This is a genomic window from Nocardia stercoris, assembly GCF_003696265.1.
Lineage (GTDB): Bacteria > Actinomycetota > Actinomycetes > Mycobacteriales > Mycobacteriaceae > Nocardia > Nocardia stercoris.
On sequence record NZ_RFFH01000004.1, the window covers coordinates 493,868 to 518,842 of the forward strand.

The 24,975-nt window shown below is 69.0% G+C and carries 20 protein-coding genes; 15 read left to right on the forward strand and 5 right to left on the reverse strand.

The window, feature by feature from the left end; genetic code table 11:
- Window positions 1-11 precede the first annotated feature (11 nt).
- Both EBN03_RS13300 and EBN03_RS13305 read right to left on the reverse strand, forming a co-directional pair.
- The gene (locus EBN03_RS13300) at window positions 12-872 is read right to left on the reverse strand and encodes a helix-turn-helix domain-containing protein (RefSeq protein ID WP_147471573.1); all 861 of its coding nucleotides are present in this window, start codon (window positions 870-872) and stop codon (window positions 12-14) included.
- Between the two features lie 32 nt (window positions 873-904).
- Complete coding sequence (locus EBN03_RS13305; protein WP_122188276.1) at window positions 905-2,200, reverse strand: cytochrome P450; 1,296 nt, start codon at window positions 2,198-2,200, stop codon at window positions 905-907.
- 232 nt (window positions 2,201-2,432) lie between these two features.
- Here EBN03_RS13305 and lepA point away from each other — a divergent pair, with 232 nt between their 5' ends.
- The 3 genes from lepA (at window position 2,433) to EBN03_RS13320 (ending at window position 8,139) form a co-directional block, all read left to right on the forward strand.
- A complete protein-coding gene (gene lepA / locus EBN03_RS13310) occupies window positions 2,433-4,274 on the forward strand; it encodes a translation elongation factor 4 (RefSeq protein ID WP_122188277.1) in 1,842 nt (613 codons plus the stop codon).
- Window positions 4,275-4,462: 188 nt separating this feature from the next.
- Complete coding sequence (locus tag EBN03_RS13315; RefSeq protein ID WP_122188278.1) at window positions 4,463-6,358, forward strand: hypothetical protein; 1,896 nt, start codon at window positions 4,463-4,465, stop codon at window positions 6,356-6,358.
- Between the two features lie 23 nt (window positions 6,359-6,381).
- The gene (locus tag EBN03_RS13320; protein ID WP_233608350.1) at window positions 6,382-8,139 is read left to right on the forward strand and encodes a P-loop NTPase family protein; all 1,758 of its coding nucleotides are present in this window, start codon (window positions 6,382-6,384) and stop codon (window positions 8,137-8,139) included.
- Window positions 8,140-8,150: 11 nt separating this feature from the next.
- Here the strand turns inward: EBN03_RS13320 and EBN03_RS13325 are convergent, their stop codons facing one another.
- Entirely contained in the window at window positions 8,151-10,076 is a 1,926-nt protein-coding gene (locus EBN03_RS13325; protein ID WP_233608372.1) for a glycoside hydrolase family 15 protein, read from the reverse strand.
- A 224-nt stretch (window positions 10,077-10,300) separates the two neighbouring features.
- Between EBN03_RS13325 and EBN03_RS13330 the strand changes: the two genes are divergently transcribed.
- Together EBN03_RS13330 and EBN03_RS13335 are read left to right on the forward strand one after the other, a co-directional pair.
- On the forward strand, window positions 10,301-10,534 hold the full coding sequence (locus tag EBN03_RS13330; protein WP_122188281.1) for a hypothetical protein: 234 nt from the start codon (window positions 10,301-10,303) through the stop codon (window positions 10,532-10,534).
- A gap of 142 nt (window positions 10,535-10,676) precedes the next feature.
- Window positions 10,677-10,925 (forward strand): hypothetical protein, encoded by a 249-nt coding sequence (locus EBN03_RS13335; RefSeq protein ID WP_122188282.1) that lies wholly within the window; start codon window positions 10,677-10,679, stop codon window positions 10,923-10,925.
- Between the two features lie 4 nt (window positions 10,926-10,929).
- On the opposite strand, the gene EBN03_RS13340 is transcribed toward EBN03_RS13335, so the two are convergent.
- On the reverse strand, window positions 10,930-12,018 hold the full coding sequence (locus tag EBN03_RS13340; RefSeq protein WP_122188283.1) for a M48 family metallopeptidase: 1,089 nt from the start codon (window positions 12,016-12,018) through the stop codon (window positions 10,930-10,932).
- 86 nt (window positions 12,019-12,104) lie between these two features.
- Between EBN03_RS13340 and EBN03_RS35690 the strand changes: the two genes are divergently transcribed.
- The 8 genes from EBN03_RS35690 (at window position 12,105) to EBN03_RS13375 (ending at window position 22,069) form a co-directional block, all read left to right on the forward strand.
- Window positions 12,105-12,194: an Ms4533A family Cys-rich leader peptide gene (locus EBN03_RS35690; protein WP_325052072.1), complete on the forward strand. Its 90-nt coding sequence runs from the start codon at window positions 12,105-12,107 to the stop codon at window positions 12,192-12,194.
- 200 nt (window positions 12,195-12,394) lie between these two features.
- The gene (locus EBN03_RS13345; RefSeq protein WP_122188284.1) at window positions 12,395-13,450 is read left to right on the forward strand and encodes a sulfate ABC transporter substrate-binding protein; all 1,056 of its coding nucleotides are present in this window, start codon (window positions 12,395-12,397) and stop codon (window positions 13,448-13,450) included.
- Window positions 13,451-13,628: 178 nt separating this feature from the next.
- Complete coding sequence (gene cysT, locus EBN03_RS13350) at window positions 13,629-14,471, forward strand: sulfate ABC transporter permease subunit CysT (RefSeq protein ID WP_199742767.1); 843 nt, start codon at window positions 13,629-13,631, stop codon at window positions 14,469-14,471.
- Window positions 14,468-15,277: a sulfate ABC transporter permease subunit CysW gene (cysW, locus tag EBN03_RS13355; protein ID WP_122188285.1), complete on the forward strand. Its 810-nt coding sequence runs from the start codon at window positions 14,468-14,470 to the stop codon at window positions 15,275-15,277. The genes cysT and cysW overlap by 4 nt, the downstream gene beginning before the upstream one ends.
- Complete coding sequence (locus EBN03_RS13360; protein ID WP_122188286.1) at window positions 15,274-16,269, forward strand: sulfate/molybdate ABC transporter ATP-binding protein; 996 nt, start codon at window positions 15,274-15,276, stop codon at window positions 16,267-16,269. The genes cysW and EBN03_RS13360 overlap by 4 nt, the downstream gene beginning before the upstream one ends.
- Window positions 16,270-16,650: 381 nt before the next feature.
- Window positions 16,651-17,670, forward strand: a complete 1,020-nt coding sequence (locus tag EBN03_RS13365; RefSeq protein ID WP_122188287.1) for an AurF N-oxygenase family protein — start codon at window positions 16,651-16,653, stop codon at window positions 17,668-17,670.
- Window positions 17,671-17,718: 48 nt separating this feature from the next.
- Entirely contained in the window at window positions 17,719-19,293 is a 1,575-nt protein-coding gene (locus EBN03_RS13370) for an FAD-dependent oxidoreductase (RefSeq protein WP_122188288.1), read from the forward strand.
- 676 nt (window positions 19,294-19,969) lie between these two features.
- On the forward strand, window positions 19,970-22,069 hold the full coding sequence (locus EBN03_RS13375) for an Hsp70 family protein (protein ID WP_158675612.1): 2,100 nt from the start codon (window positions 19,970-19,972) through the stop codon (window positions 22,067-22,069).
- Between the two features lie 606 nt (window positions 22,070-22,675).
- Here the strand turns inward: EBN03_RS13375 and EBN03_RS13380 are convergent.
- Entirely contained in the window at window positions 22,676-23,395 is a 720-nt protein-coding gene (locus EBN03_RS13380) for an SDR family oxidoreductase (protein WP_122188290.1), read from the reverse strand.
- A 65-nt stretch (window positions 23,396-23,460) separates the two neighbouring features.
- Here EBN03_RS13380 and EBN03_RS13385 point away from each other — a divergent pair, with 65 nt between their 5' ends.
- Both EBN03_RS13385 and EBN03_RS13390 read left to right on the forward strand, forming a co-directional pair.
- Window positions 23,461-24,039 carry a TetR/AcrR family transcriptional regulator gene (locus EBN03_RS13385; protein ID WP_122188291.1) on the forward strand — a complete coding sequence of 193 codons (579 nt, stop codon included), beginning with the start codon at window positions 23,461-23,463 and terminating at the stop codon, window positions 24,037-24,039.
- 117 nt (window positions 24,040-24,156) lie between these two features.
- Window positions 24,157-24,957 (forward strand): HAD family hydrolase, encoded by an 801-nt coding sequence (locus EBN03_RS13390; RefSeq protein WP_233608351.1) that lies wholly within the window; start codon window positions 24,157-24,159, stop codon window positions 24,955-24,957.
- The last annotated feature ends 18 nt before the right edge of the window (window positions 24,958-24,975 follow it).

Here is a 24,975-nt window from a genome sequence, read left to right on the forward strand (position 1 = left end):
GGGCGACGGCGTCAGCAGGGCTCGACGGGAATCAGGGAATGAAAGAGCACCGGTGGCTGCGCGGCGCCGGAGCGCGGCAACGGATCGGCGTCGCGGTGCACGTTGACGTAGTAGTACCGCTGACCGGTGTGATCGCGCAGGTGCAGCTGCGAACGGCTGGCATAGAACCGTGCGGCCGGCTGCGTCGACATGAGCTGAAATTCCGGGGCCCGGGAGAGCCGGTCGAACGCCCGCAGATCGGCCTGGCCGCGGAAGTGGCGGCGCAGTTGGGTGGCGGTCCAGACCCCGAGATGCGTTTCCGGCCACCATTCTTCGCCGAGAACGTGCTTCGAGCGCGGGTCGAGCATCAGCCATTCCAGGAACGAGCTACCCGCGTGGATGCCGGGGTGCAGTCGTTCGTAGGCGGTATTGGCCTCCAGCACCCACAGCAGACCGGGAGTGATCAGCGCGGCCGGGAACGGCATGCTGTGCACCCAGGTCTTGTCGCGCGGATCGGGGTCGATGCGGGGGCCGGGGATGGCGTGCTGGAGTTGGATGCCTTGGACGAGAATCTCTTCCAGACTGTGCAGATCGGGTAGGCCGAGCGCGGTCGCGACCACCTTCAAGGTGCGATGGGTCACCTTCCGGGCACCGGACTCGTATGCCTTGACCGTCGCGATCGACAAGCCGGTGAGTTCGGCGAGATCCTGCTGGCTGAGCCGGGGCCGGGCGTCGAGCCGGGCCTTCACCAGCCGATCCCGGACCGCGGCCTGGCCGGCCGTCAGCCGCGGCCGACCGGCCGCCGAGTCTCGTCGGGCCGAAGCCTCGGTGGTCTGCTGTGCGGGCAGGGCCGGGTGATCGCGGCGGCCGCCCGAAGGTAACGCTGTGTACATCGCCGCCGAAGAATAGCCCGACCCGCCCGCGGTCACACCCGAGCGGAGGTGAGCCGGACCGGCAGCCGCAGCGGGGCCGCGGTGAGGATCGACTCGGTCGTCGGGACGTCGGTGCGGGCGGCGGCCAGCGACACCGCGGGGAAGCGGGCCAGCAGCGCCCGCAACGCCACCTGTCCTTCGAGTCGAGCCAGCCGCGCGCCGATGCAGTAGTGCATGCCGAGGCCGAACGCGAGATGGGCCGGGCCGTTGCGGTGGTCCAGGCGCACGCGCAGCGGGTCGTCGAAGACGGCCGGATCGGTGTTGGCCGCGCCGAGTCCTACGATGACCACCCGTCCCGGCGGTATCTCCACCTGCCCCAACGACAACGGCGCCGTGGTGTAGCGCAGGGTGGCGAACGGGCCGGGGCTCAGGATGCGCAACACCTCCTCGACATAGGTGTCGATGCGCTCCGGGTGGGCGGCGAGTTCGTCCCGGATCTCGGGTGTGAGCAGCATGACGCTGTTGGCGATCAGTCCGCGGGTGGTTTCGTATCCGGCGGCCAGGAGGACGGTGGTGTTGGTGGCGATCGCCTGATCGGCTGCGGCGATCCGCTGCTCCGCGGGCAGCCCGGCGGTCGCGGGGTCCGCGGCGACCGCCGCGTCACAGCGAATTGTCAACGTGCCCAGCAAGTCACCGGGCAGCGGGTCGTCCGGTGTCCAGGACGCCAGGTCCGGCTGCTGTCTGCGGCGACGCACCTGTTCCATGAGGTACATGGCGAAGTTCCGGCCCGCGCGGGCCCGTTCCCGACCGGGGTTCTGGGAGAGCAACATCGTGTGCACCCAGTCACCGAATTGCTGGTGGTCTTCGGCTGGGACGCCGAGGATTTCGCAGATCACCTGCACCGGCAGCGGAGTCGCGTACGCGCCGAGCAGGTCGACCGGTTCGTCGTCGGCGTCGATGCCGGAGAGCAGCTGCTCGGCGATCTCGTGCACCCGCGGTGCGAGTGCGGCCACGGTCCGGGGAGTGAACGCGTCGGCCACCAGCGCTCGCAGCCGGGCGTGCTCGGGCGGGTCCGACCACGGCAGCCGCTCGTCCAACGCCATCGCCGGCAAGGTGAGCTCGGCGAACTCCTTGACCTCCGGGCTGTCGGTCGCGGCGGGGTTCTTGCGCAGGCTGTCCTCGCCCAGGGCCTGACGGGCCAGTTTGTAGTCGGTGACCAGGATCGCGGTGCCACCACCGGGGAAGGTCACCTCGTGGACCCCGCCGGCTTCCCGCAGACTCGGGTAGATCTCGTAGGCGCGGCGGAAGAAATCGTCGGGCAACTGCACACGCGGTGCTGGGGTGGTCATCTGCGGCCTCTGTTCGCTTGTCCGAGGTGCGGTGCTGCCTTCCGTGGCTCACCTCGCTGCAGACGATCATGCGGCATGAACCGCAACATGTTCTAGTTTTCCCGCTGAGGCCCCGGGTGACATCTCCGCTGAGCCGGTGACCGGGAGGGCCGCAGTTCCGCCCTGCGGGCAGCGGCCGCCCGGTCCCGTGGGATCATGAACTCCGCCCGAAACGACCACGACCAGGAGTGCCGTGCCCAGCTTCGCCGACACGACGTTCACGGATCCGTCCCGGATCCGGAACTTCTGCATCATCGCGCACATCGACCACGGGAAATCGACCCTGGCCGACCGGATGCTGCAGTTGACCGGGGTGGTCGAGGAGCGGGCGATGCGCGCGCAGTACCTGGACCGGATGGATATCGAGCGCGAGCGCGGGATCACCATCAAGGCGCAGAACGTGCGGTTGCCGTGGCAGGTGAACGGCGAAGAGTACGTGCTGCACATGATCGACACGCCCGGCCACGTCGACTTCACCTACGAGGTGTCGCGGGCGCTCGAAGCGTGTGAGGGCGCGATTCTGCTGGTCGACGCCGCGCAGGGCATCGAGGCGCAGACGCTGGCCAACCTGTACATGGCCATGGAACGGGATCTGGAGATCATTCCGGTCCTGAACAAGATCGACCTGCCGGCCGCCGACCCGGACCGCTACGCCGAGGAGATCGCGCACATCGTGGGCTGCGAGCCCGAGGACGTGCTGCGGGTCTCGGGTAAGACCGGTGTCGGGGTGCCCGCCCTGCTCGACAAGGTCATCGACGCCGTGCCCGCCCCGGTCGGCGACGCCGAGGCTCCGGCCCGCGCACTGATCTTCGACTCCGTCTACGACACCTATCGCGGCGTCGTCACCTATGTGCGTGTGGTCGACGGCAAGCTGACCCCGCGCCAGAAGATCAAGATGATGTCCACCGGCGCCCAGCACGAACTGCTGGAGATCGGCATCGTCTCGCCCGAACCCAAGCCCACCGCGGGCCTCGGGGTCGGCGAGGTCGGCTACCTGATCACCGGTGTGAAGGACGTCCGCCAGTCGAAGGTCGGTGACACCGTCACCTCCGCGCGCGACGGCGCCGCCGAGCCGCTGGCCGGCTACCAGGAACCGCGCCCGATGGTCTACTCCGGCCTGTACCCGGTGGACGGTTCCGACTATCCGGACCTGCGCGACGCGCTCGACAAGTTGCAGCTCAACGACGCCGCGCTTACCTATGTGCCGGAGACCTCGGTGGCACTGGGCTTCGGATTCCGTTGCGGCTTCCTCGGATTGCTGCACATGGAGATCACCCGCGAACGGCTGCAACGCGAATTCGGCCTGGACCTGATCTCCACCGCGCCCAACGTCATCTACCGCGTCGTGACCGAGGACAACTCCGAGCAGCTGGTCACCAACCCGTCGTTCTGGCCGGCCGGCAAGCTCAAGGAGACCTGGGAGCCGATCACCAAGTGCACGGTGATCGCGCCCAGCGAATTCGTCGGCACCATCATGGAACTGTGCCAGTCGCGCCGCGGCGAACTGCTCGGCATGGACTACCTGTCCGAGACCCGCGTCGAGATGCGCTACACGCTGCCGATGGCGGAGATCATCTTCGACTTCTTCGACTCGCTGAAGTCGCGGACCCGCGGTTACGCGTCCCTCGATTACGAGGAGGCGGGCGAGCAGCAGGCCGATCTGGTCAAGGTGGACATCCTGTTGCAGGGTGAGGCGGTCGACGCGTTCTCGGCCATCGTGCACAAGGACGCCGCCCAGGCCTACGGCAACAAGATGACCACCAAGCTGCGCGAGCTGATCCCGCGCCAGCAGTTCGAGGTGCCGATCCAGGCCGCGATCGGGTCGAGAATCATTGCGCGCGAGAACATCCGGGCCATCCGCAAGGACGTGCTCGCGAAGTGCTACGGCGGTGACATCTCCCGTAAGCGCAAGCTGCTCGAGAAGCAGAAGGAAGGCAAGAAGCGGATGAAGACCATCGGCCGCGTCGATGTTCCGCAGGAAGCCTTCGTGGCCGCGCTGTCCACCGATTCCTCGTCGGACAAGGGCAAGAAGTAGTTCGGTGGATTCGGTCCTGCCGCGGCCGATTGTGGGGCAGACTGCGGTTCGAACGGGATCGTGCCTGATCGGGTCCCGGCCGACCCCGATGTGACACCTCGTCGTTCCGGAAATACGCTGTAAGCCGGATGTCGGATCGGCTGGACCAGTTCGGAACTCAAGGCTGAACTCTGGGAGTTGGAGCTCGAATGTCACGTGACCTGTCCGCGGCCGATGCCGTCGACCCGCCGGCCGGCAATGACATCGCCTATCAAATCGCCACCGGTGTAGCCCGGGTTGCCCGCGCCGGCGCCTACGTGACCGGCGGGACGTTGGTCGCGGCCAACGGCGCGCCGGCCGTCGCGACCGAATCCCACGACAGCAGGTTCGCCGGGTGGGCGGTCCGAGACCCGGAGTCCGACGCTCCGGCCCCGGTGGTCACCTACCCCGACCTGTCGGCGAACGATGTCCGCGTGCCACCGATGCACACCCCGCCGCACGCGCCCGACCCGGGCAGCGTGGCCGCGTACGTGCCCCCGGGGCCGCCGATGGACGGTCAGTTCGACCCCGTCACCACCGAACTTCCGGTGGTGACACCGCATTCGGAGTATCTGCTTCCCGACCTCGCCGATGCGCGCAATTCCGGTGCGGAACAGCAGGTTCCGGAGCACGCCACACCGATCGCCCAGCCGGTCTCGCCGCCGGACAGTGGACTCGGCGACTCCCTCGGGAACGACGACGACCGCCCACACCGTTCGGACCCGGACGACGGTCACCACAACCCGTGGTCCGGGGACGGCAGTGACCAGCGGAACTCGTCGTCCGGCAACCACGATGGGGCGCCGGGTCAGGCCGGGGACAACTGGGGTCCGGGCGCCGGAATCGGGCGGCAGATCGGCGGTGACTCCGGCACCGTTCCTGCCGGATCGAGCGAGCCCGGTGCCGGTGTGGCCCTGGCCGATTCGCCCCCACCGCCCGGTAGCGACCCCGCGGTCGGTGCGCACCACGATCGGCGCGCCCACGCCGACGATGCCCGCCACGACGGCCCGCACCATGGTGGGGCGGGCGTGTACTTCAGCTCCTCGATGTCCGTCGACGCCCACGCCGGGCTCGACGGCGTCTGGGTGCAGACCGCCACGCAGATGAACGCCGGGGCCGGCAATGTCGGATCGGAGCTGGACGCCTACCGGCAGAGCCTGGCCACCCCCAACCCGGCGACCACCGCCGGCACTTCCGGATCCGCGGACCCGAACAGCGTTTTCGCGCTGATGGGAGGCAAACCCGCTGTGCCGCAGGTGCAGTTGCCCACGCCACCGGCCGCGCCGGGCCCGGTGACCAACACCCCGCTGCAGACGGTGGTGCAGCCCGAGGCCGCCGCGCACCCGATCGCCGATGTGCTCTCGACGCACGGTGGCGGGTCACCGTTGACCGTGGTGCCCGCGGCGGTTCCGGCGCTGCTCGGCCTCGACCGTCCGGCGCCGCCGAATCACGGTCCGTCGCACCATGATTCGCCGGCACCGGGCGCCACGGTGACCATGCCGCCCGGTGCGCTCACCACGCCGGTCAAGCCGCCCTTCCCCGGTGACCTGGGGCGCCTGCCCGGGCTGAACGACCCTGGCGGCGCACACGGCCCGACCTCGGTGCCGACACCGTCGGGCGTAGCGACCACCGTGCCGGTTCCGGCCACGGCCGTGGTTCCCACGACCGTGCCGCAGACCGCCACACCGGCGACCCCGTCCGAGGTGGCACTGCCGTCCGACACCGCCACCGCGCCGACCACCGTGCCGGTTCCCTCGGATGCGCAGGCGCCCACCGCGACCGCCGCACCGCCGATCACGAGCCAGCCGCCGCCCACAACGGTGCCGCACACCGTCGTACCCACCACCGCCGTGCCGGCCAAGCCGATCGCCGACTACGGGACGGCCGGTGACCGGTACCACGCGTTCGCCGACACCGGTCAGTTCCACAGCACCGCATGGGCAGCCGACAGCGGGGATTGGGGCCACGCCGGCTTGGCGGCGGATCCCGGTGGCTTGTTACCCGACGCATCGGTGCTGCCGGATCCGGAGCACCACTTCGTCGCCGACCTGCACCCGGCGCTGTGACCCGTTCAGCCGCAGTCGAATCCGTGCCGGTCAAGCACACGGACCGGCTGGCCCCGGAACTCGCCGTCCTCGACGAACTCGCCGGCCTGTCCCGCTCCGCCGGCCGAGCCGATCTGTCCGCCCGGCTCGACATGGCGCGGTCGCGGACCGTCGACCCCCGGATCCGGCTGGTGGTGGTCGGCGCGCCCAAGCACGGGATGAGTACCCTCGTCAACGGTCTGGTCGGGTCCGCGGTCAGCGCCACCGACAGCCCGGTGAGCGTGCCGGTGATCGCCGCGTACGGTCCGCAACCGACCGCGACCCTGATCCGTCATGTCAACGGCCGCACCGAACGACAACCGGTCGACCCGCTGAACCCCGGCCCGGCGCTGGCCGCCGAGGGCGTGGTGCGGGCCGAATTCACCGAGCCCAGTGCGCTGTTGGCCGAGGGCGTCGTGCTGATGGACGCCCCCGGTGGCGCGGACGCGCCCGGCACCTGGCCACTGATCGCCGCCGCGGACGCGGTGCTGTACGTGTCCGAGGCCGCGGTCGAGTACTCACCGTCCCAGCTGGCCCTGCTGAAGCGGATCCGGCAGGCCTGTCCGACGGTGATCTGTGTCCTGAACAAGATCGACCGCTTCCCGCACTGGGCCCGGGTGCAACAGCGCAACCGGGAGTTGCTGGACGCGGCCGACCTCGGCTTCGCGGTCGCTCCGGTGTCGGCGAAGATGCACTGGCAGGCGGGCCGCGGGCGCGACGGCGCGGTGGAATCCGGTGTGCCGCAACTGATCGAGCATCTACGCGACTACGTGCTGGCTCGGGCCGACGCGGTTGCCGCGGACGTCACTCGCAGCGATGCCCGGGCGGTCTGTGACCAGCTGACCCAGGCGTTGCGCGCCGAGGCCGACATCCTGCGGGATCCGCAGCGCGCCGACGAGGCCGCCGACCGGCTGCGGGCCGTGCGCGCCGAAGTCGAGGAGCTGCGGCTGCGCGCGGCCAACTGGCAGCTGGCGCTGTCCGACGGCTGCGCCGAGCTGATGGCCGAGGCGGAACATGATCTGCGGCAACGACTTCGGGTGCTGCTACGGGAGGCGGAGGCCGAACTCGCGGACCGGAACCCGTTCCGCGGCTGGGCCGAATTCGGTACCGACCTCGATGCCCGGATCCGTGCCGCCGTGGAGGAGAGCTTCCTCATCGCCCACTATCAGGCGGTCGAACTCGCGGAACGGCTGGCGGGCAAGTTCGTCGGACCCGGGGACGCGGTGGCGCTGCCGTCGCTGCGGCTCGGCGAGGCCGACGAGGTACTCGCGTCGGTGACCGCGCTCGAACCGCTGACCGCCGGCCGGGGAACCGTGCCGCACCTTTCGCTGACCGTCATGCGCGGGTCCTATGCCGGACTGCTGATGGTCGGCCTGCTGACCAGCATGCTGAAAATGCCGCTGGTGAACTGGTATTCGGGTGCGGCGGCGGTCGTGCTGGGCGGCAACGCACTGTGGGAGGACCGCAAACACCGCCGCGACCGCCGGCAGATCGAGGCCAAGCTGGCCGTGACCCGCCTCATGGACGATGTGGTGTTCCAGGTGGGCAAGGAGTCCCGGACCCGGCTGCGGGCCGCGCAGCGCCTGCTGCGAGACCATTTCACCGACGTGGCGGCCGGCGCGATGCGGACCCTGGACGAGTCCCAGACGGCGGCCGAGGCGGCGGCCGTGAGCTATCACCCGGAAACCCGGTCGCACCGGCTCTCCGAGATCGACGCGTCCCTGGGCCGGCTCGCCGCGCTGCGGGCCGGGCTCGGCGGCTAGGCCGCTCCGGCTCAGCTGTGCCGGTAGGCGGGCTGGAAATCGCCTGCGCCGACGGCCATTTCGGCCCGGATCAGGTGCATGAGCGCGTTGATCAGGGCCAGGTGGGTGAAGGCCTGCGGGAAGTTGCCCAGGTGCCGGCCGGACCGGGCGTCGATCTCCTCGGCGTACAGCTCCAGCGGACTGGCGAAGCCGAGCAGCCGCTCGCACAGCCGCCGGGCCATGTGCAGTTCCCCGATCTCCACCAGCGCCGACACCAGCCAGAACGAGCAGATCGTGAAAGTGCCTTCCTTGCCGGACAATCCGTCGTCGGTGGTCTCGGTGCGGTAGCGCAGCACCAGGCCGTGATCGGTCAGGTGCTCGGCGATCGCGAGCACCGTGCGGCGGATCCGGATGTCGTCGGGCGGCAGGAACCGCACCAGCGGCAACATCAGTAGCGAGGCGTCCAGGTTGTCGTTGCCGTAGGCCTGGGTGAAGATGCCGTTCTCGTCGACGCCGTGTTCGAGGACGTCCTCACGGATCTCGTCGGCGATCTCGGCCCACTTGCGGGCGTAGTCCTCCTCGCCGTGCAGCGCGGCCAGTTTCGCGCCGCGGTCCAGCGCCACCCAGCACATCACCTTGGAATGCGTGAAATGCTGTGGCTCGCCGCGGATCTCCCAGATGCCGCGGTCGGGGTCGCGCCAGTGCTCGATGGCGTCGTGCACCTGCCGTTCCAGCATCGGCCACAGCGCCTCCGGGACCTCGCCCCGCGACTTCACGTGCAGGTACACCGAATCCAGCACCGAACCCCAGATGTCGTGCTGCTCCTGGTGGGCGGCGTCGTTGCCGATCCGGACCGGGCGGGCGCCGTCGTAACCGGTGAGGTCCGGCAGTTCGTACTCGGTGAGTTCGCGTTCGCCGCCGATACCGTAGAGCACCTGCAGGTCCTGGGTGCCGCCGTTGCCGTCGGAGGCGACGTCGTAGAGGAAGTTGAAGTAGTCGTCGGCCTCGCGGTTGTAGCCCAGGGTGTACAGGCCCCACAGCGCCAGGTTGGAGTCACGGATCCAGCTGTAGCGGTAGTCCCAGTTCCGTTCCCCGCGTGGGGTTTCCGGCAGCGACGTGGTGGGCGCGGCGAGCAGGGCGCCGGTCGGGGCGTAGGTCAGGCCCTTGAGCGTGAGCACGCTGCGCTGCAGGAAACCGCGCCACGGGTGATCGGGGAACTGGCCCAACGTGATCCAGCGCCGCCAATACTCGGTGGTGGCCCACATCTTCTGCGCCGCTTCGGCGAAGGTCCGCGGCGGCGGCAGCGTACTCCACGACAGCGCCACGAACACCTCGTCACCCTCGGTCATGCGGGTGCGGGCGTAGGCGCCGCGGCCCTCCAGGCCCAGGCGCAGATTGGTGGTGATGGTGAGCCGGGTCTCGGCCTGCACGCTGTTCTCGACATCGACGTCGGCGTTGCAGTGACAGGAGGCCTGCTCGTAGACCTCGCCGGTGTACTCCCAGCGCGAGCGCGCGCGGTGGTAGTCGAAGGACGGCTCGCAGCTCATGTCCAGCTCGACGACCCCGTTCACGCACTTCACCGTGCGCAACAGCATGTGCTCGGCATCCCAGTCGACCGGGGTGCGCCGGTGGGTGGCACTGCGCTTGTCGGTGTTGTGCCAGGGACCCAGCACCAGGGCGTCGCGCACCACCAGCCAGCCCGTGCCGGTCTGCCAGGTGGTCTCGACGATCATGCCGCCCGGCAGGTAGCGACGGGCCGCGGGCACGTTCACCCCGTACGGGCCGAGCCGGAAATGGCCCGCGCTGCGATCGAGGATCGCGCCGAACACGCTGGGGGAGTCGGGTCGCGGCAGGCACAGCCACTCCACGGCCCCGTTGCGGGCGATCAGGCAGTTGTTCTCGCAGTCGGACAGGAAGGCGTAGTCGTCGATCGGCGGAAACGCGGACTTGTGCTCCATCGGGTCGAGCAACGGCCCCGGCAGGTAGCCGCCCGCCAGTTGGGCGTCGAGCATGTCACTGCGGGTCCGCGGCGCGACCGGCGAAGCCGAACCGGGGGCGGTGTGGGTGGCGTCGGCCATATCCACATCATGGCCCGCCGGTCAGAGCGAGTCCAGAACCGCTGGTGAGCCCCCGAGCCGGACTCGCTGCCTTCCCAGCGCGTGCGCGGCAGTAGGCTGAGGGCGTGCACAGCTTTGCCGATTGGTGGGACGGTTTCGAACTCTGGGTCGCGGGTCTGCCGTTCGTTCCGCAGTTCGCGGTGGTGCTGTTCGGCATGATCCCGGTCAGCATCGGCCTCGCGATGGGGCTCGACTTCGTGCTGCGCTCGGTCCTGCACCTGCTGGGCCGGGACCGCGCCGCCGTCGCCGCGCCGGCCGAAGCGGCCGCGGCAGCGACAGTGCGGAAGGAAGCCGCCTGATGCCTCGTTCTCGCGTTCAGCTGGCGCTGGTGGCCCTGCTGGTGCTGGTCGTCGTCGCCTGGTTCTTCACCCGCTGACGGCTTTCGGCCCGGCTCGGTTGCTTCCCGCCCGGTCGGGCGCTGCTCCCAGTACGCTGCTCCGCATGTCCACCGAACCCGAAGTCGTCGACCTGTCCCTGCTCGCCGAGGACGACGAGCCCCGTGTGATCTCCACCCATCTGTGTGGCCCGGAGGAGGCCGTCGAGATGGTGCGGGCGGCGCAGACGCTCGGCCTGGGGGTTCGGCTGCAGAACCGGATCCGGATCGACACCGACGAGGACGGCGAGGAGATCGCTGTCGAGGAGTGGATCCTCGAACTCCTCGACAGCCCGCCCGAAGTCGACGAAGACTAGATCCCTACAGCCCGAACCGTTTTCCGATCTTGGAGACGGTGTCGCCCACTTCCTGTCCGACGGTGCTCGCCGCGGCCGCCATATCGCGCCCGAGGTTGCGCACCGTCCGGACGAGGGGATCCTCCGACTGGTCGAACGATTCCCGATAGGCCCGCGCGGCCTCCTTGATCTCGTCGGTGAGCTGCACTCGATGGTCGGCGTCGCGGCGCGGGTACTGGCCGTCGAGGATGCGCCCGTACTCGCCGGACGCGATCCAGCGCCGCAGCTCGGCCGCGCGCAGCACCGAGAACGGGTGGGACTGCAGTTCCAGGTTCAGTAGCTTGAGCACGCCGTCGCGCAGGTCGCCGGTGCGGTCGTAGTCGTCGGCCTGGGCCAGGAACGCGGCATGGTTCATCTCGCGGACCATCGCGCCGCCGGCCAGCTTCATGTGCACCCGCACCGAGGCGTCGACGTCCTGCCCGCACAGCAGCCCGGCCCGATCGCCGGACAGCTCCGATTTGCGGCTCCACTCCATGAGGGCGGCGATGATCGCCCGCAACGCCCAGCCGCCGATCGGCATCCAGCCCAGCCCGTCGGCGAGCCGCAGCAGATGCATCAGCATGGTCCGGTAGACCGCGTGCCCGGACAGCGCGTGCCCGAGCTCGTGGCCGATCACGAAGCGCAGCTCCTCGACGTCGAGGAGGTCGACCAGGCCGGTGGTGAGCACGATGAACGGCACATCCATGCCGATGGTGAAGGCGTTGACCTCCGGGTCCTGCAGCACGAACATCTCGGGCGTGATCGAGGTGTCCAGGACCCTGACACAATCCTCGCGCAGCTGATGCAGGGTCCGGAACTGCCGTTCGTCCACGCGCACAGCGGTTGCCAGATACAGCAGCCGGTGCTGGCGTTCGCGCAGCAGACCCGACAGGGTGCGCAGCACGGTGTCGAAACCGGCGAACGAGCGCAGGGCCACCAGGGCGGTGCGATCGGCGGGATGTTCCCAGGCCCGGGTGCTGATGCCCGGGAAGGCGACCCGCACTCGGTCCGGCGGTGCGGTGTCGTCGATGGATGGACCTGCGTTGTTGTCGGAACGTTTGCCGTCGTCCGTCATTGGTTACCCCCGGATATCTGGTTGTTTCTGCCGTGTGATTGTCCGTTGATTCGCGGGAAATATCACACCTTGTTACAGTCTGCCTCGTGTCTTCGAGTGCCATCCCGCCGGTCAGCTTCAAGCTGGCATTGATTGCGGTCGGCTGCCTCGATGTCGCCGATGTCTACTGTCGCTGAGTGTTTCGGGCATTTCTGCGCGTTCTACCGGTAGGTCGGCGCGCACCCTTCGCAGAGATGTCCTCGCCTCCGGCGGCCTTCGTGCCGTAGTCGCGCCCACTGTCGCTCATCCGGACAGTTCTCTACCGCTGGCAACCACAGCTCCTCCCACCGCTCGGCCGTCGTCGGCCGTTCGGTGGTCGTCACGAAGGGTTCTTCCCATGTTTCGCAGTTCCCGGATCGCTTCCCGTCGCCGTACCCTCGCGGTCGCCCTCACCGCCGTCGCGGCTGTGACCCTGACCGCCTGCGGTGGTGGCGCCAGCGATTCCACCGCAGGCTCGGGCAGCTCGGTGGCGGACGGTAGCGGCGGCACCATCACGCTGGTCGGCTACTCGGTGGCCAAGGCCGGGTATGACGTGGTCGTTCCCGCGTTCAACCAGACCGACGCCGGCAAGGGCGTGCAGGTGCAGGCGTCCTACGGGCCGTCCGGTGACCAGTCTCGCAAGGTGAAGGACGGCGCCGACGCCGACGTGGTGAGCTTCTCGCTGGAGTCCGACGTCACCCGCCTGGTGGACGCCGGTCTGGTCGACGCGGGCTGGAATGCGGACGCCACCAAGGGAATTCCGTTCTCCTCCGAGGTGGTCATCGCGGTCCGCAAGGGTAACCCGAAGGGCATCCACGACTGGGACGACCTGCTCAAGCCGGGCGTCCAGGTGGTGACCCCGAACCCGTTCAGCTCCGGTTCGGCGAAGTGGAACCTGCTCGCGCCCTACGCGGCCAAGAGCGACGGTGGCAAGAACCCGCAGGCGGGTCTGGACTACCTGAGCAAGCTGATCACCAAGGACCACATCACCGTGCAGCCGAAGTCGGGCCGCGAGGCCACCGACACCTTCCTGCAGGGCACCGGTGACGTGCTGATCAGCTACGAGAACGAGGCTCTGTTCTCCGAGCGCAAGGGCGACGCGATCGAGCACTTCCTGCCGCCGACCACCTTCAAGATCGAGAACCCGGTCGCGGTGACCAAGAACGCCAAGAACCCCGGCAAGGCGACCGCCTTCCGCGACTTCCTCTACACCCCGGCCGGCCAGAAAGCCTTCGCGCAGGCCGGTTTCCGTCCCGTCGACCCGAAGACGGCCGCCGACTTCACCAAGGACTTCCCGGCGCCGCAGCAGCAGTGGACCATCGCGGACCTCGGCGGCTGGAAGAAGGTCGACAAGGACCTGTTCACCCCCGGCTCCGGCAGTATCGCTCAGCTGTACGACGCCGCGACCAAGTAAGAAGTGACGGCGCACACACGCGATACTCGATACCGTGACTGACAGCAGATCCGACGACGGGGCCCAGGTGGGCCCCGTCGCCGGTGATTCGACCGCCGTGGCCACCGACGGGGATGCGGTAGCCGTGCCCGCCGAACAGGATGCGATTGCCCCGCCCGCCGACGGCCACTCGGCAGCCGTGCCCGCCGACCGGGGTTCCGTCGCGCGTACGCCGGCCTGGCTGCGGTTCAGCGGCTCGGTCGGCCCGGTGGGCGTCGCGACGGCTGTGCTGTGGCTCAGCCTGATCGTGCTGCTGCCGCTGGCCGCGCTGACCTACCACTCGTTCGACAACGGCTGGTCCGGATTCTGGAACGCGGTCTCCGCGCCCGCCGCCGTGGACACGCTGCGCGTGACGCTGCTGGTGTCGGTGGTCGTGGCCCTGCTCAACATCGTGATGGGTACCTTGATCGCCTGGGTGCTGGTCCGTGACGAGTTCCCGGGCAAGAGCATCGTGAACTCGCTGATCGATCTGCCGTTCGCGCTGCCCACCATCGTGGCCAGCATCGTGCTGCTGGCGCTGTACGGCCCGCAGAGTCCGATCGGCGTGCACCTGAATGCCACGCAGCCCGGTGTGGTGGTGGCGCTGGCCTTCGTCACGCTGCCGTTCGTGGTGCGGTCGGTGCAGCCGGTGCTGATGGAGGCCGACAAGGAGGTCGAGCAGGCGGCCGCGTCGCTGGGCGCGGACAACTTCACCGTCTTCCGGCGGATCGTGTTCCCGACCCTCGCGCCGGCCGTCATCTCCGGTGGCGGCCTGGCGTTCGCCCGCGCGATCGGTGAGTACGGCTCGGTCGTGTTGATCGGCGGCAACATCCCGCACAAGACGCAGATGGCCTCGCAGTACATCCAGCAGCAGATCGAGGTCGACCGGCCGGTGAACGCGGCCGCGGTTTCGGTTGTGCTGCTGCTGATCTCGTTCGCCACGCTGGTGGTGTTGCGCCTGATCTCGGATCGGACCGCCCGGAAGGAGACTGCGGCGCGATGAAGCTCTCCGCACCCACTCGGATCTCGCTGCGCTTGATCGCGCTGGGCTATCTGGTGCTGCTGCTGGTCGCACCGCTGGTGATCATCATGTGGCGCAGTTTCGAGCACGGGATCGGCGCGTTCGTGAACTCGATCACGACGCCGGCCGCGATCTCGGCGCTCGACCTCTCGCTGCTGATCATCGCGATCGTGGTGCCGATCAACGTGGTGTTCGGTGTGGTCACCGCGCTCGCGCTGGCGCGCGGCCGGTTCCCGGGCCGGACCCTGCTGCAGGGCGTGGTGGATCTGCCGTTCGCGGTGTCGCCGGTGGTGGTCGGTGTGGCGCTGATCCTGCTGTGGGGCGCGCACGGCTGGTTCGGTGGCGTCGAGAACCTCGGGTTCAAGGTGATCTTCGGTTTGCCGGGCATGGTGCTGGCCACCATCTTCGTGACGCTGCCGTTCGTGGTCAGCGAGGTGGTGCCGGTGCTGCACGAGATCGGTGACGATCAGGAGCAGGCCGCCGCGACCCTCGGTGCGTCGAGTTGGCAGACGTTCTGGCGGATCACGCTGCCCTCGATCCGCTGGGGCCTGACCTACGGCGTGGTGCTCACCGTGGCTCGCGCGCTCGGCGAGTTCGGTGCGGTGATCATGGTGTCCTCGGGTCTGCCGGGCATCTCGCAGACGCTGACCCTGCTCGTGCACGGTCGATACACCAACGACCACAACACCTTCGGCGCCTATTGTGCGGCGACCCTGCTGATGGCCCTCGGGCTGCTCACTCTTCTGCTGATGACCGTCCTCGACCGCAAGCGGGGTTCTGCCAAATGATCACTGTGACCGACGCGAACAAGCGTTACGGCACCTTCGCGGCGCTGGACAACGTCAGCCTGGAGATCCGGCCGGGTGAGCTGACCGCGCTGCTCGGGCCGTCGGGTTCGGGCAAGTCGACGCTGCTGCGTTCGATCGCCGGGCTGGAGACCCTGGACTCGGGCGTCGTCACCATCTCCGGCCGGGACGTGACCGGTGTCCCGCCGCAGAAGCGCGATATCGGCTTCGTGTTCCAGCACTATGCCGCGTTCAAGCACATGACGGTCCGCGACAACGTGGCGTTCGGGCTGACGATCCGCAAGCGGCCCAAGAACGAGATCAGCAAGCGGGTCGACGAGCTGCTGGGCATCGTGGGTCTGGACGGTTTCCAGCACCGGTATCCGGCGCAGCTGTCCGGTGGGCAGCGGCAGCGCATGGCGCTGGCCCGCGCGCTGGCGGTGGACCCGCAGGTGCTGTTGCTGGACGAGCCGTTCGGCGCGCTGGACGCGAAGGTGCGCCACGATCTGCGCACCTGGTTGCGCCGGCTGCACGACGAGGTGCACGTGACGACCGTGCTGGTCACCCACGATCAGGAGGAGGCGCTCGACGTCGCCGACAAGATCGCGGTCATGAACCGGGGCCGGATCGAGCAGTACGGCACGCCCGAGGACGTCTACGACCGGCCGGCGAACGACTTCGTCATGTCGTTCCTGGGTTCGGTGGCGAAGCTGAACGGGCATCTGGTGCGCCCGCACGACATCCGGATCGGCCGGGACCCGGCGATGACGCTGGCGGCCGACGAGGGCACCGCGGAGTCGGCGGGTGTCACCCGGGCGACCGTCGAGCGGGTCGTGCGGCTCGGTTTCGAGGTGCGGCTGGAGTTGCGCAACGCCGCGACCGGTGATCTGTTCACCGCGCAGGTGACCCGCGGTGACGCGGAAGCGCTGAAGCTGAACGAGGGGGAGACCGTGTACGCGCGGGCGACCCGGATTCCGGAACTGCCGACGGCGTGACCGGGCGGATATTGCCCGGATTCGGCGTGTCGCCGGGGCACCGCGGATAGGGTGACCCCGTCTCGAGCGGGTGGTTTGCCGGCGGTGTTCCGGCGCGGCCGGGCCGGTTCGGCCGTCGGCTGCGCACGATTCGCTGTGCGAGCCCTCGTGGCGCGGGCTTCGGTCGACGGATGCCCAGGTGGGACGACGGGTCCTCGGTGAATTGTGACGCCCGTCATAATCACCGTCGAGGGTGACGATCGGCGCTCCGACCGGCCTTTCCTGGGCGTACCGGCGGGTAACCAGACGCGCCGCGAACACTGCCCCGCGCGCCTATTGACGTAACCCCGCGTTGGTGTAACCATGAAACACAGTTACTCAACGGAAGGGATGGGACCGACGATGACGTCTGTCGCTCCGGAGTCCGATCTGGACCCGATTGTCGAAGAGGCTATGCAGTACGCGGGCAAGCTGATGCTCCTGTCCGAAGGCTCGGTGAACAAGCACTTCGACCCGTTCGAGGACATCGATTGGGACAACCCCGACTTCGATGCCGACACCAAGCCCGAGCGCTGGATCCTGCCCGAGTCGGCCGACCCGCTGGGCCGCCACCCGTGGTACCGGGCGCTGACCGACGCGCAGAAGATCGCCATCGGCAAGTACCGCCAGTCCAACATCGCCAAGGTCGGCCTGCAGTTCGAGTCGATCCTCATCGTCGGCATGGTCAACTACACCGCGTTCAAGGTCGCCAACGGCGACAAGGAATTCCGGTACTGCAGCCACGAGATGGGTGAGGAGATCAACCACACCCAGATGTTCCAGGAGATGGTCAACCGCATCGGCGACGACGTGCCCGGCATGGGCCCGCTCACCAAGCTGATCCGGTTCGTGGCCCTGCCGGTCGCCAACGCCTTCCCCAACTTCTTCTTCATGGCCGTGCTGGCCGGCGAAGAGCCGATCGACCACATCCAGAAGGACATCCTGCGCTCGGGTGAGGAGATCCACCCGATCATGCGCGGCGTCATGTCCATCCACGTGGCCGAGGAAGCCCGCCACATCTCCTTCGCGCACGAGTACCTCAAGCACCACGTGCCCGCGACCGGCAAGCTGAACCAGTTCGGCCTGTCGCTGATGATGCCGATCATCATGTTCATCCTGGGCCGGTCCATCGCGACCCCGCCGCGGAAGTTCTTCGACGAGTTCGGCATTCCGGACTCGGTGCGCAAGGAGCTGTTCTACGGCTCCAAGGAGGCCAAGCAGGTCTTCGCCGACTACTTCGTCGACGTGCGGGCCTTGGCCAAGGAGCTGCGCCTGATGAACCCGGTCTCGAAGGCGATCTGGAAGCTGCTGGGCATCGACGGCCCGTCCAGCCGGTACCGCTCGGAGCCGATTCGTTCCGCGCTCCACAACAAGGTCGCCTGACCTACCCCGTCAGTCCAGCCAGTCCCCTGAGAGTGAGGTACGCGTACAGTGCCGTACGTCGTCACACAGTCCTGCTGCAGCGATGCTTCGTGCGTGTACGCCTGCCCGGTCAACTGCATCCACCCCACGCCCGACGAGCCCGATTTCCGTACCGCCGAGATGCTGTACGTGGACCCGCAGGCCTGTGTCGACTGTGGTGCGTGCGCGACCGCGTGTCCGGTCGACGCGATCGTGTCGTCCAAGCGGCTGACCGAGCAGCAGTTGCCGTTCATCGAGATCAACGCCGACTTCTACCGGCAGGAGCGGCCGCGCCCGACGCTGGCGCGTCCGATTCCGCCGGCCGAGGTGGTCGGTGGGCCGCTGCGCGTGGCCGTCGTGGGTTCCGGCCCGTCGGCGATGTACGCCGCCGACGAGCTGCTGACCCAGCCGGGCGTCACCGTCACCATGTTCGACAAGCTGCCGGTGCCCTACGGTCTGGCCCGGCACGGTGTCGCGCCCGACCACACCAAGACGCGTAAGGTCAGCGACCTGTTCGACGTCATCGCGGCGCAGCCCGGGTTCGGTACCTACCTCAATGTGGCTGTCGGCGAGCATGTTTCGCACGATGAGCTGCTGGCCCACTTCAACGCGGTGATCTACGCGGTGGGTGCCTCCAGCGACCGCAAGCTCGGGGTTGCGGGCGAGGGCCTGGACGGCAGCATCTCGGCCACCGAGTTCGTCGCCTGGTACAACGGGCACCCCGATCAGGCCGGCCGGTCCTTCGACCTGTCCCAGCCGCGCGTGGTCATCGTCGGCAACGGCAACGTGGCGCTGGACGTCGCCCGGATCCTGACCATGGACCCGGAGGAGCTGGCCGGTACCGACGTGTCCGCCGAGGCGCTGGAGGCGTTGCGGCGTAGCCAGGTTCGCGAGGTGGTCGTCGTCGGCCGCCGCGGCCCGGCCGAATCCGCGTTCACCGTGCCGGAATTCATCGGCCTGCTCGGCTCCGACCTGGACATCGCCGTGGAAGGCGATGTGCCCGAGCCCGATTCGAGCATGCCGCAGAAGGTGGAGCACAAGTTGCGCCTGCTGCGCGCGGTCGCCGACCGCCCGGTACTGGGTCGCAAGCGGATCGTGTTCCGCTACCTGTCCTCGCCGACCGCGATCCTGGGTAACGACCACGTGACCGGGATCGAACTGGCGCGCAACACCTTGGAGGCCGGTTCGGACGGCGTCCTGCGCGCGATCCCGACCGGCGAGACCGAGGTGCTGGACGCGGGCCTGGTGCTGACCTCGGTCGGTTACCGCGGCGTCGCGGTGCCGGGCGTGCCGTTCGACGAGCAGGCCGGCGTCATCCCGAACGTCGAGGGCCGGATCCTGGACGAGGTCGACGGGTCGGTCGTGCAGGGCGCCTATGTCACCGGCTGGATCAAGCGCGGGCCGACCGGGTTCATCGGCACGAACAAGTCGTGTGCGCAGCAGACGGTGCGTCAGCTGGTCGACGATTTCAATGCGGGCCGGTTGCAAACACCCGCGCGGGATGCCGCCGATTTCGACCGATTGGTCACACGGCGGCAGCCGGAAGCGCTGCGCAGTGGTGCCACGGTGCCGAAGTCGAAGTGGCGGTTGAAGCTGCTCGCGTAGTAGTACCGCGAATGCCGAACGGCGGTGGTCCACTGGACCGCCGCCGTTCGTCGTTATTGTCCCTATTGGCCGAATGGTGTGGGGTGGGCGGCCGTCGCGTGGTGTTCGATAGCGCCCGAATCCGATTCATGCTGCGGATAGTTCTTTCATGTACCACGAACCGGTCGGTATTCGGTCGGTAATTACTGGGCGGTAGCCGGGGTATCGATGTGCTATCTGAATTAATGCATGCCTTTTTCCTTTTATTCGACCTGGTCACCGATTAACCTGCGGAAATGGCACGGCAATTGCTGGGTTGAAAGTTTTTCTCCGGATTCGCCATTCGAGATCGCGGTATGGCGGCTAACCTGTGTTCGCTGTTTGGTAAACGACCGCGACCACCTCGTACGCCAACCTGGGGCCGTGGTCTCGGTGCGTTGACGGGATGGCAATGAGTCTTTGTTTCGGTATGAGTATCGGCGCTGTGAATACCGTGTGGGCCGGAGTCTCCGGAGAAGGTGGACTACCCGCCGTGCGCACTCGGCGCACTGCGGTCACATTCGACGGACGCGGCGCGAAATTGGGTGGAATTTCCCGTTTCGCCCCGATTGTCACCGATTTTGCCGATCTCACCACGGATCCGGAACCGGTTGTCCTAGGCGGGCGCATTTGGACCCCGGCCGATCTGATAGCCGCGGTGATCGGTTGCACGCTGGCCGCTGACGAACCGGCCGACGGGCCGGTCGCCACCTATCCGGCCTGCTACACCGAACGTCAGGTATCCGCGCTGCGGCACGCACTCGACTGGTCGGGTTCGGCCGATGTGCTGCTCATGCCCGAACCCGTCGCGGCGGTCGAATGGCTCGACGAGGAATTCGAGCTGACCGGAAACGGGTTGACCCTGGTCTACGACCTCGGTGCCACCAGCCTCGACGTGGCGGTGGTCCGGACCGAGGAGTGCAGCGGCAAGCGCGGGCTGCTCGGCTCGGCCGTGCGATCGCACGAGTTCGGTGGTCGGCCGCTGGGTGCGGTACTGGCGCGCTACGCTCGCGCCCTCGCGCCCGGTACGGCCGGGCAGGTCTCCAAAATCGTTCCGGCGCAGCAGACCACGCGCCTGCGCAGCTGGCACATCCGCAATTCGTTGAAGGTGGTGCGGCGGTGTGTCGCCGGCGCCGGGCTGGAGCTGTCCGATATCGACCGGGTGCTGCTGGTGGGCGCGGCCACCCGGCCGCCGGAAGTCGCCGACGTGCTCGCCGAACTGGGCCGTCCGGTCGTGATGTCGTCGGATCCCGGCCACACCGCGGCCGTGGGAGCGGCGCTGGCGGCGGCGCGAATGGCCGACTTCGGCAGCAACTTCGGCCGCTACGCGCGCGGCGCGGCCGTCGTCTCCGGTGCGGCGGTCGCCTCGGCACTGGCCGTGTCGGCGGTCAGCATGATCGGTGGTGGGCCGATCGGAACCGACGGTCCCGCAATCGAATTCGCTCCGGTTCTCGCCGGCCCCGGCCAGGGGCACCACAGCGTCAGTGACCTGCTGCTGCTCGACGGCACCCGCACGGTGCCGGGCCTGCCCAGCACGCAGGTCCGCCTGGACGCACTGGCGGGCCCGTGGCGGACGTTCACCGGTGTCGCACAGGCGGTCTCGGAAGCCGTATCGGCGGACATCGAGCACTCGGTGGCCGCGCACGGGCCCGGCACGCACTGCGACCCGCCGCAGCTCGCCCGTACGACCACATACGCCGATCCGGCGAACTTCGTCAATCCGCTGCCGTTCCAATCAGGTTCGCGGATCGGGGGTACTCCGGGGGCCGGCGGGAGCACGCCGTTCATCGGCCCGATCCCGACGGTGAGCCTGCCCGGCGGTCACGTTCCGGGCCTGCCCGGCGAGCCGTCGACCGGCGGCAACGGAAACTCGGGAACGCCGGTGGCGGTGCCGATCTCGGAGCCCGGGCCCGACGGGGGTACGGCGAACGGTGGCGCTTCGACGGGTGGCGGCACGGCGCCGGGCAGTGGCGCATCGGCGGGTGGTGGTTCGACCGGCGGCGGAACATCCACCGGCGGTTCGACATCCGGCGGCGGTGCCACCGGTGGTGCCTCGTCGACCGGTGGCTCGGACGGGACCGGCGCGTCCGGAGGTGCCGGGGGGAGTACGGGCGGTGCGGCATCGGGTGGGACACAAGGCGGTTCGACCGGTGGCGGTACCGGTGGATCGACGGACAGCGGCGGATCCACCGGCGGCACCGGGGGATCAACGGGCACAGGCGGAGGTTCCACCAGCGGTAGCGGGGGATCGACGAGTGACACCGCGGGTTCCACCGGCGGTAGTGGCGGATCGACCGGGGACTCCGAGGGGAGCGGCGGATCGACGGGCGGCACCGGGGGCAGCGGCGGTACGACCGGTGGCACGACGAATTCTGGTGGCACCTCGACCGGCACCACGGGTGGCTCGGGTAACACCTCCACCGGCACAACGTCTTCTACCGGCGGCACGTCCACCGGCGGCGGTACCACGGGTGGCACGTCCAACGGCGGCGGAACATCCACCGGCGGTTCGACATCCGGCGGCGGTACCACGGGTGGCACGTCCCCCGGCGGCGGAACGACCCACGGCGGCGCGACCGGCGGTGGCATGAACACCGGTGGCATGACCGGGGGTGGGATGAACACCGGTGGCATGCACGGCGGCGGCCTGTCCGGCGGTGGCGCCCCACCCGCCTCGCACCCGATGGGCGGCCTCGGCACCGGCGGCGGCATGGGCGGTTCCCCCATGGGCGGCCTGACCGGCGGCTTCCACAAGTAGCCCCGAGAACCCCGGAACCCCAGCCGGATTCGACTGCGGAGCGAATTCGGCCGGTGGATGGGTGCGGTCGCGAAACAGACGCGACCGCACCCTATCCGCACCCCCGGACTCCCCGTCCGCCGAAGTGAAGCCGGGCGGCAACGGAAGCTGCTGTGCTTCAGGGTTTGCCGCACCCTTGCCGGCCAGTACTGCAACGCTGGTCAGCTGGCCCGCGGTGGCCCAGGTCAGGTCGCGCGGGTCGCGGTGCTCACGTGTTTGCCACCCAGCCGAATTCGGTACACACCTTTTGCCATCGGCCCGGGTTGGCGCGGCCTGCCAGCGGTTTCACCGGTGATACCGGATCGGCGTTCGGTCAGGAACCCGATGATCGCCGCGCTTGGCCACCCTGAACCGGGTATCGGCTCGGACCTTGATCGCCACCACCGAACTTCTGGTCGAGCGTGCCGGATACGTCGGCAAGGACGCCGACATCGCCGGCGCCGGCACTACGACGACCGGACAGCGCGGTGAGTTCGGACGTGATCGACGAACCCGGGTGAGCATCGCGAATACGCCACTGGGAGTGGGGATTCGGTGGTTCTCGCGTCTGCGGGCGATCGTCGGTTCTCAGGGCATCGAGACCAGGCGCGCCCCGCCGTCGGCTTCGATGATCGTGCCGGTGATGTTGGGGTTGGTGGCCGCGAGTGCCACTACCTCGGCCACGTCTTCGGCGGTGGCGATCCGGCGGGCCGGAAGTGCCTGTGCCGCTTGCTCGAAGTACGGCTGCTTGATCTCGGCCGGGAGTCCGCTCCACCACGGGGTGTCGACGAAGCCGGGGGAGATCGCGTTGACCCGGATCGGTGCCAGTTCGGCGGCGAGCGGGCGCACCAGGGCCTCGACGGCGCCGTTCACGGCTGCGATGCCGGCCGTGCCGGGCATGCCGGCTCGGGCGGTGACCGCGCCCAGCAGGGTGATCGAACCGGTGGGGCTCAGGTGGGGCAGAACCGCCTGGACGGTGGTGAGGTGGCCCCAGAACTTGGCCTCGAACGCGTTGCGCAGCATGGTCAGGTCCAGGTCGGCGATGGGGCCCGCGCCGTCGCTGCCGGCCAGCGTCACCACCAGCCAGTCGATGCCGCCGAGTTCGGTGGCCAGGGCCGTCATCGCGGCCCGGTCGCCGCCGTCGGCACAGTGGCCGATCAAGTCGGGATCGGTGGTCGCGACCGCGTCGAGTCGCTGCTTGTCGCGCCCGGCGATGTGGACGGTCGCGCCCCGGGCCCGCAGCTGCCGGGCGGTGGCCAGGCCGATGCCGGAAGTGCCGCCGACGACGAGGGCAGTGGGGTTGCTCATGACGAGTTCCTTCCGCTAATTCGAACCGGTACGTCTCGGTTCGAATTCAAGGTAGCATCGAAGCCGTGGACAGCCAACCCCCGCGGCCCGGCCGCAAACGCAGCGAGGAGTCCCGGCTCGCGATCCTGACCGCGGCCTTCGAACTCACCGCCGAACTCGGCTATGCCGGCCTGACCGTCGAGGGCATCGCCGCCCGCTCCGGAACCGGCAAGCAGACCGTCTACCGCTGGTGGCCGTCGAAGGCGGACGTCCTGCTCGACGCCCTGGCCACCAAGGCGGAGCTCTACGTCCCCGTCGACGACCACGGCAGCTATGCGGCCGACCTGCGCGCCTTCTTGCGGGCCAGCATTGCGTTGGGGCGCAACGAGACTGTCGTGGCGGCGCTGCGCGCGCTCATGGCGCAGGCGCAGGTGGACGCCGACTTCGGCGCCCGCTTTCGGGCCGATTTCCTGCAGCGCCGGCGGGACGCGCTCGCGGTGATCGTCGACCGGGCCCGCGCCCGCGGCGACCTGCCGCCGCTGATCGCACCGGATACCGTGGCCGACATCGTGTTCGGGGTCGCTTGGTACCGGATGCTCGCCACCGACCGGCCGCTGGCGGACTCCGTGGTGGACGAACTCGTCACCGTGCTGGTGCCCCGATAGCGCTGTGCCGCAGCCGGATTCGCCGGTAATGGCGGGTCGCGAACCGATTGCCCGGCTACCGAACGGTAGCGGCCGGACGATGATCGTGATCGGATAGCCGGCATGAACAATGGCCGCGTGGCGATCACCGTTGGCGCACCGCAGCTCATCGCGCTCGATGTCGACGGCACCCTGCTGGAGACCGGGGCATCGGTGTCGCCGCGCGTGCGGGCGGCGGTCCTGGCCGCGGCCGCGTCCGGCGCGCACGTCGTGATCGCCACCGGCCGCACCCTGGTGGCGACGCGGCAGGTGGTCGGTGAGCTGGGCTTGTCCGCGGGGCACGTGATCTGCTCGAACGGCGCGGTGCGCGCCGACCTCGCGACCTGGGCGCCGCTCGACGTCCACACCTTCGATCCGAAAGCCGCTGCGGTAGTGCTGCGTTCGCTGTTCCCGGAGATGGTGCTCGCGGTGGAGAAGGTCGGGGTCGGGGTGTGGGCGACCGACTTCTTCCCGGGCAGCATCCGCGGCGGCGAATTCCACCTGGTCACCGACGAGCAACTGGTCGCGGAACCGACTGCGCGCCTGAGTGGTTGGTGGCCGGCCGGTGACCTGGACCAGATGATCGCCCGGATGGCCGAGGTCGACCTGCCCGACGCCGGCTGGATCCAGGGCGACAACGAACCCTGGCTGGTCGCGACCAAGCCGGGCGTGAGCAAGAGTGCGGCCCTGGAACGGCTGCGCCGGCAACTCGGCGTGCCGCGGGAGGCCACCCTCGCCATCGGGGACGGCTACAACGATGTCGACATGATCGAGTGGGCGGCTCGCTCGGTGGCCATGGGTAATGCCGTACCGGAGGTCAAGGCGGCCGCGGACGAGGTCACGGCCGAGGTGAGCGCCGACGGAGTGGCTCAGGTGCTGGAGCGCTGGTTCACGCCGTAAGCCCCCGCGCGCCGTAAG

What these genes read in the sequence shown, in the direction of transcription:
- EBN03_RS13380 (WP_122188290.1), bottom strand. Translation starts at nt 23,395, where the DNA reads ATGAGCAACCCCACTGCCCTCGTCGTCGGCGGCACTTCCGGCATCGGC.
- EBN03_RS13360 (WP_122188286.1), top strand. Translation starts at nt 15,274, where the DNA reads ATGATCACTGTGACCGACGCGAACAAGCGTTACGGCACCTTCGCGGCG.
- EBN03_RS13345 (WP_122188284.1), top strand. Translation starts at nt 12,395, where the DNA reads ATGTTTCGCAGTTCCCGGATCGCTTCCCGTCGCCGTACCCTCGCGGTC.
- EBN03_RS13325 (WP_233608372.1), bottom strand. Translation starts at nt 10,076, where the DNA reads ATGGAGCACAAGTCCGCGTTTCCGCCGATCGACGACTACGCCTTCCTG.
- EBN03_RS13335 (WP_122188282.1), top strand. Translation starts at nt 10,677, where the DNA reads ATGTCCACCGAACCCGAAGTCGTCGACCTGTCCCTGCTCGCCGAGGAC.
- cysW (WP_122188285.1), top strand. Translation starts at nt 14,468, where the DNA reads ATGAAGCTCTCCGCACCCACTCGGATCTCGCTGCGCTTGATCGCGCTG.
- EBN03_RS13300 (WP_147471573.1), bottom strand. Translation starts at nt 872, where the DNA reads ATGTACACAGCGTTACCTTCGGGCGGCCGCCGCGATCACCCGGCCCTG.
- EBN03_RS13315 (WP_122188278.1), top strand. Translation starts at nt 4,463, where the DNA reads ATGTCACGTGACCTGTCCGCGGCCGATGCCGTCGACCCGCCGGCCGGC.
- EBN03_RS13365 (WP_122188287.1), top strand. Translation starts at nt 16,651, where the DNA reads ATGACGTCTGTCGCTCCGGAGTCCGATCTGGACCCGATTGTCGAAGAG.
- EBN03_RS13305 (WP_122188276.1), bottom strand. Translation starts at nt 2,200, where the DNA reads ATGACCACCCCAGCACCGCGTGTGCAGTTGCCCGACGATTTCTTCCGC.
- EBN03_RS13340 (WP_122188283.1), bottom strand. Translation starts at nt 12,018, where the DNA reads ATGACGGACGACGGCAAACGTTCCGACAACAACGCAGGTCCATCCATC.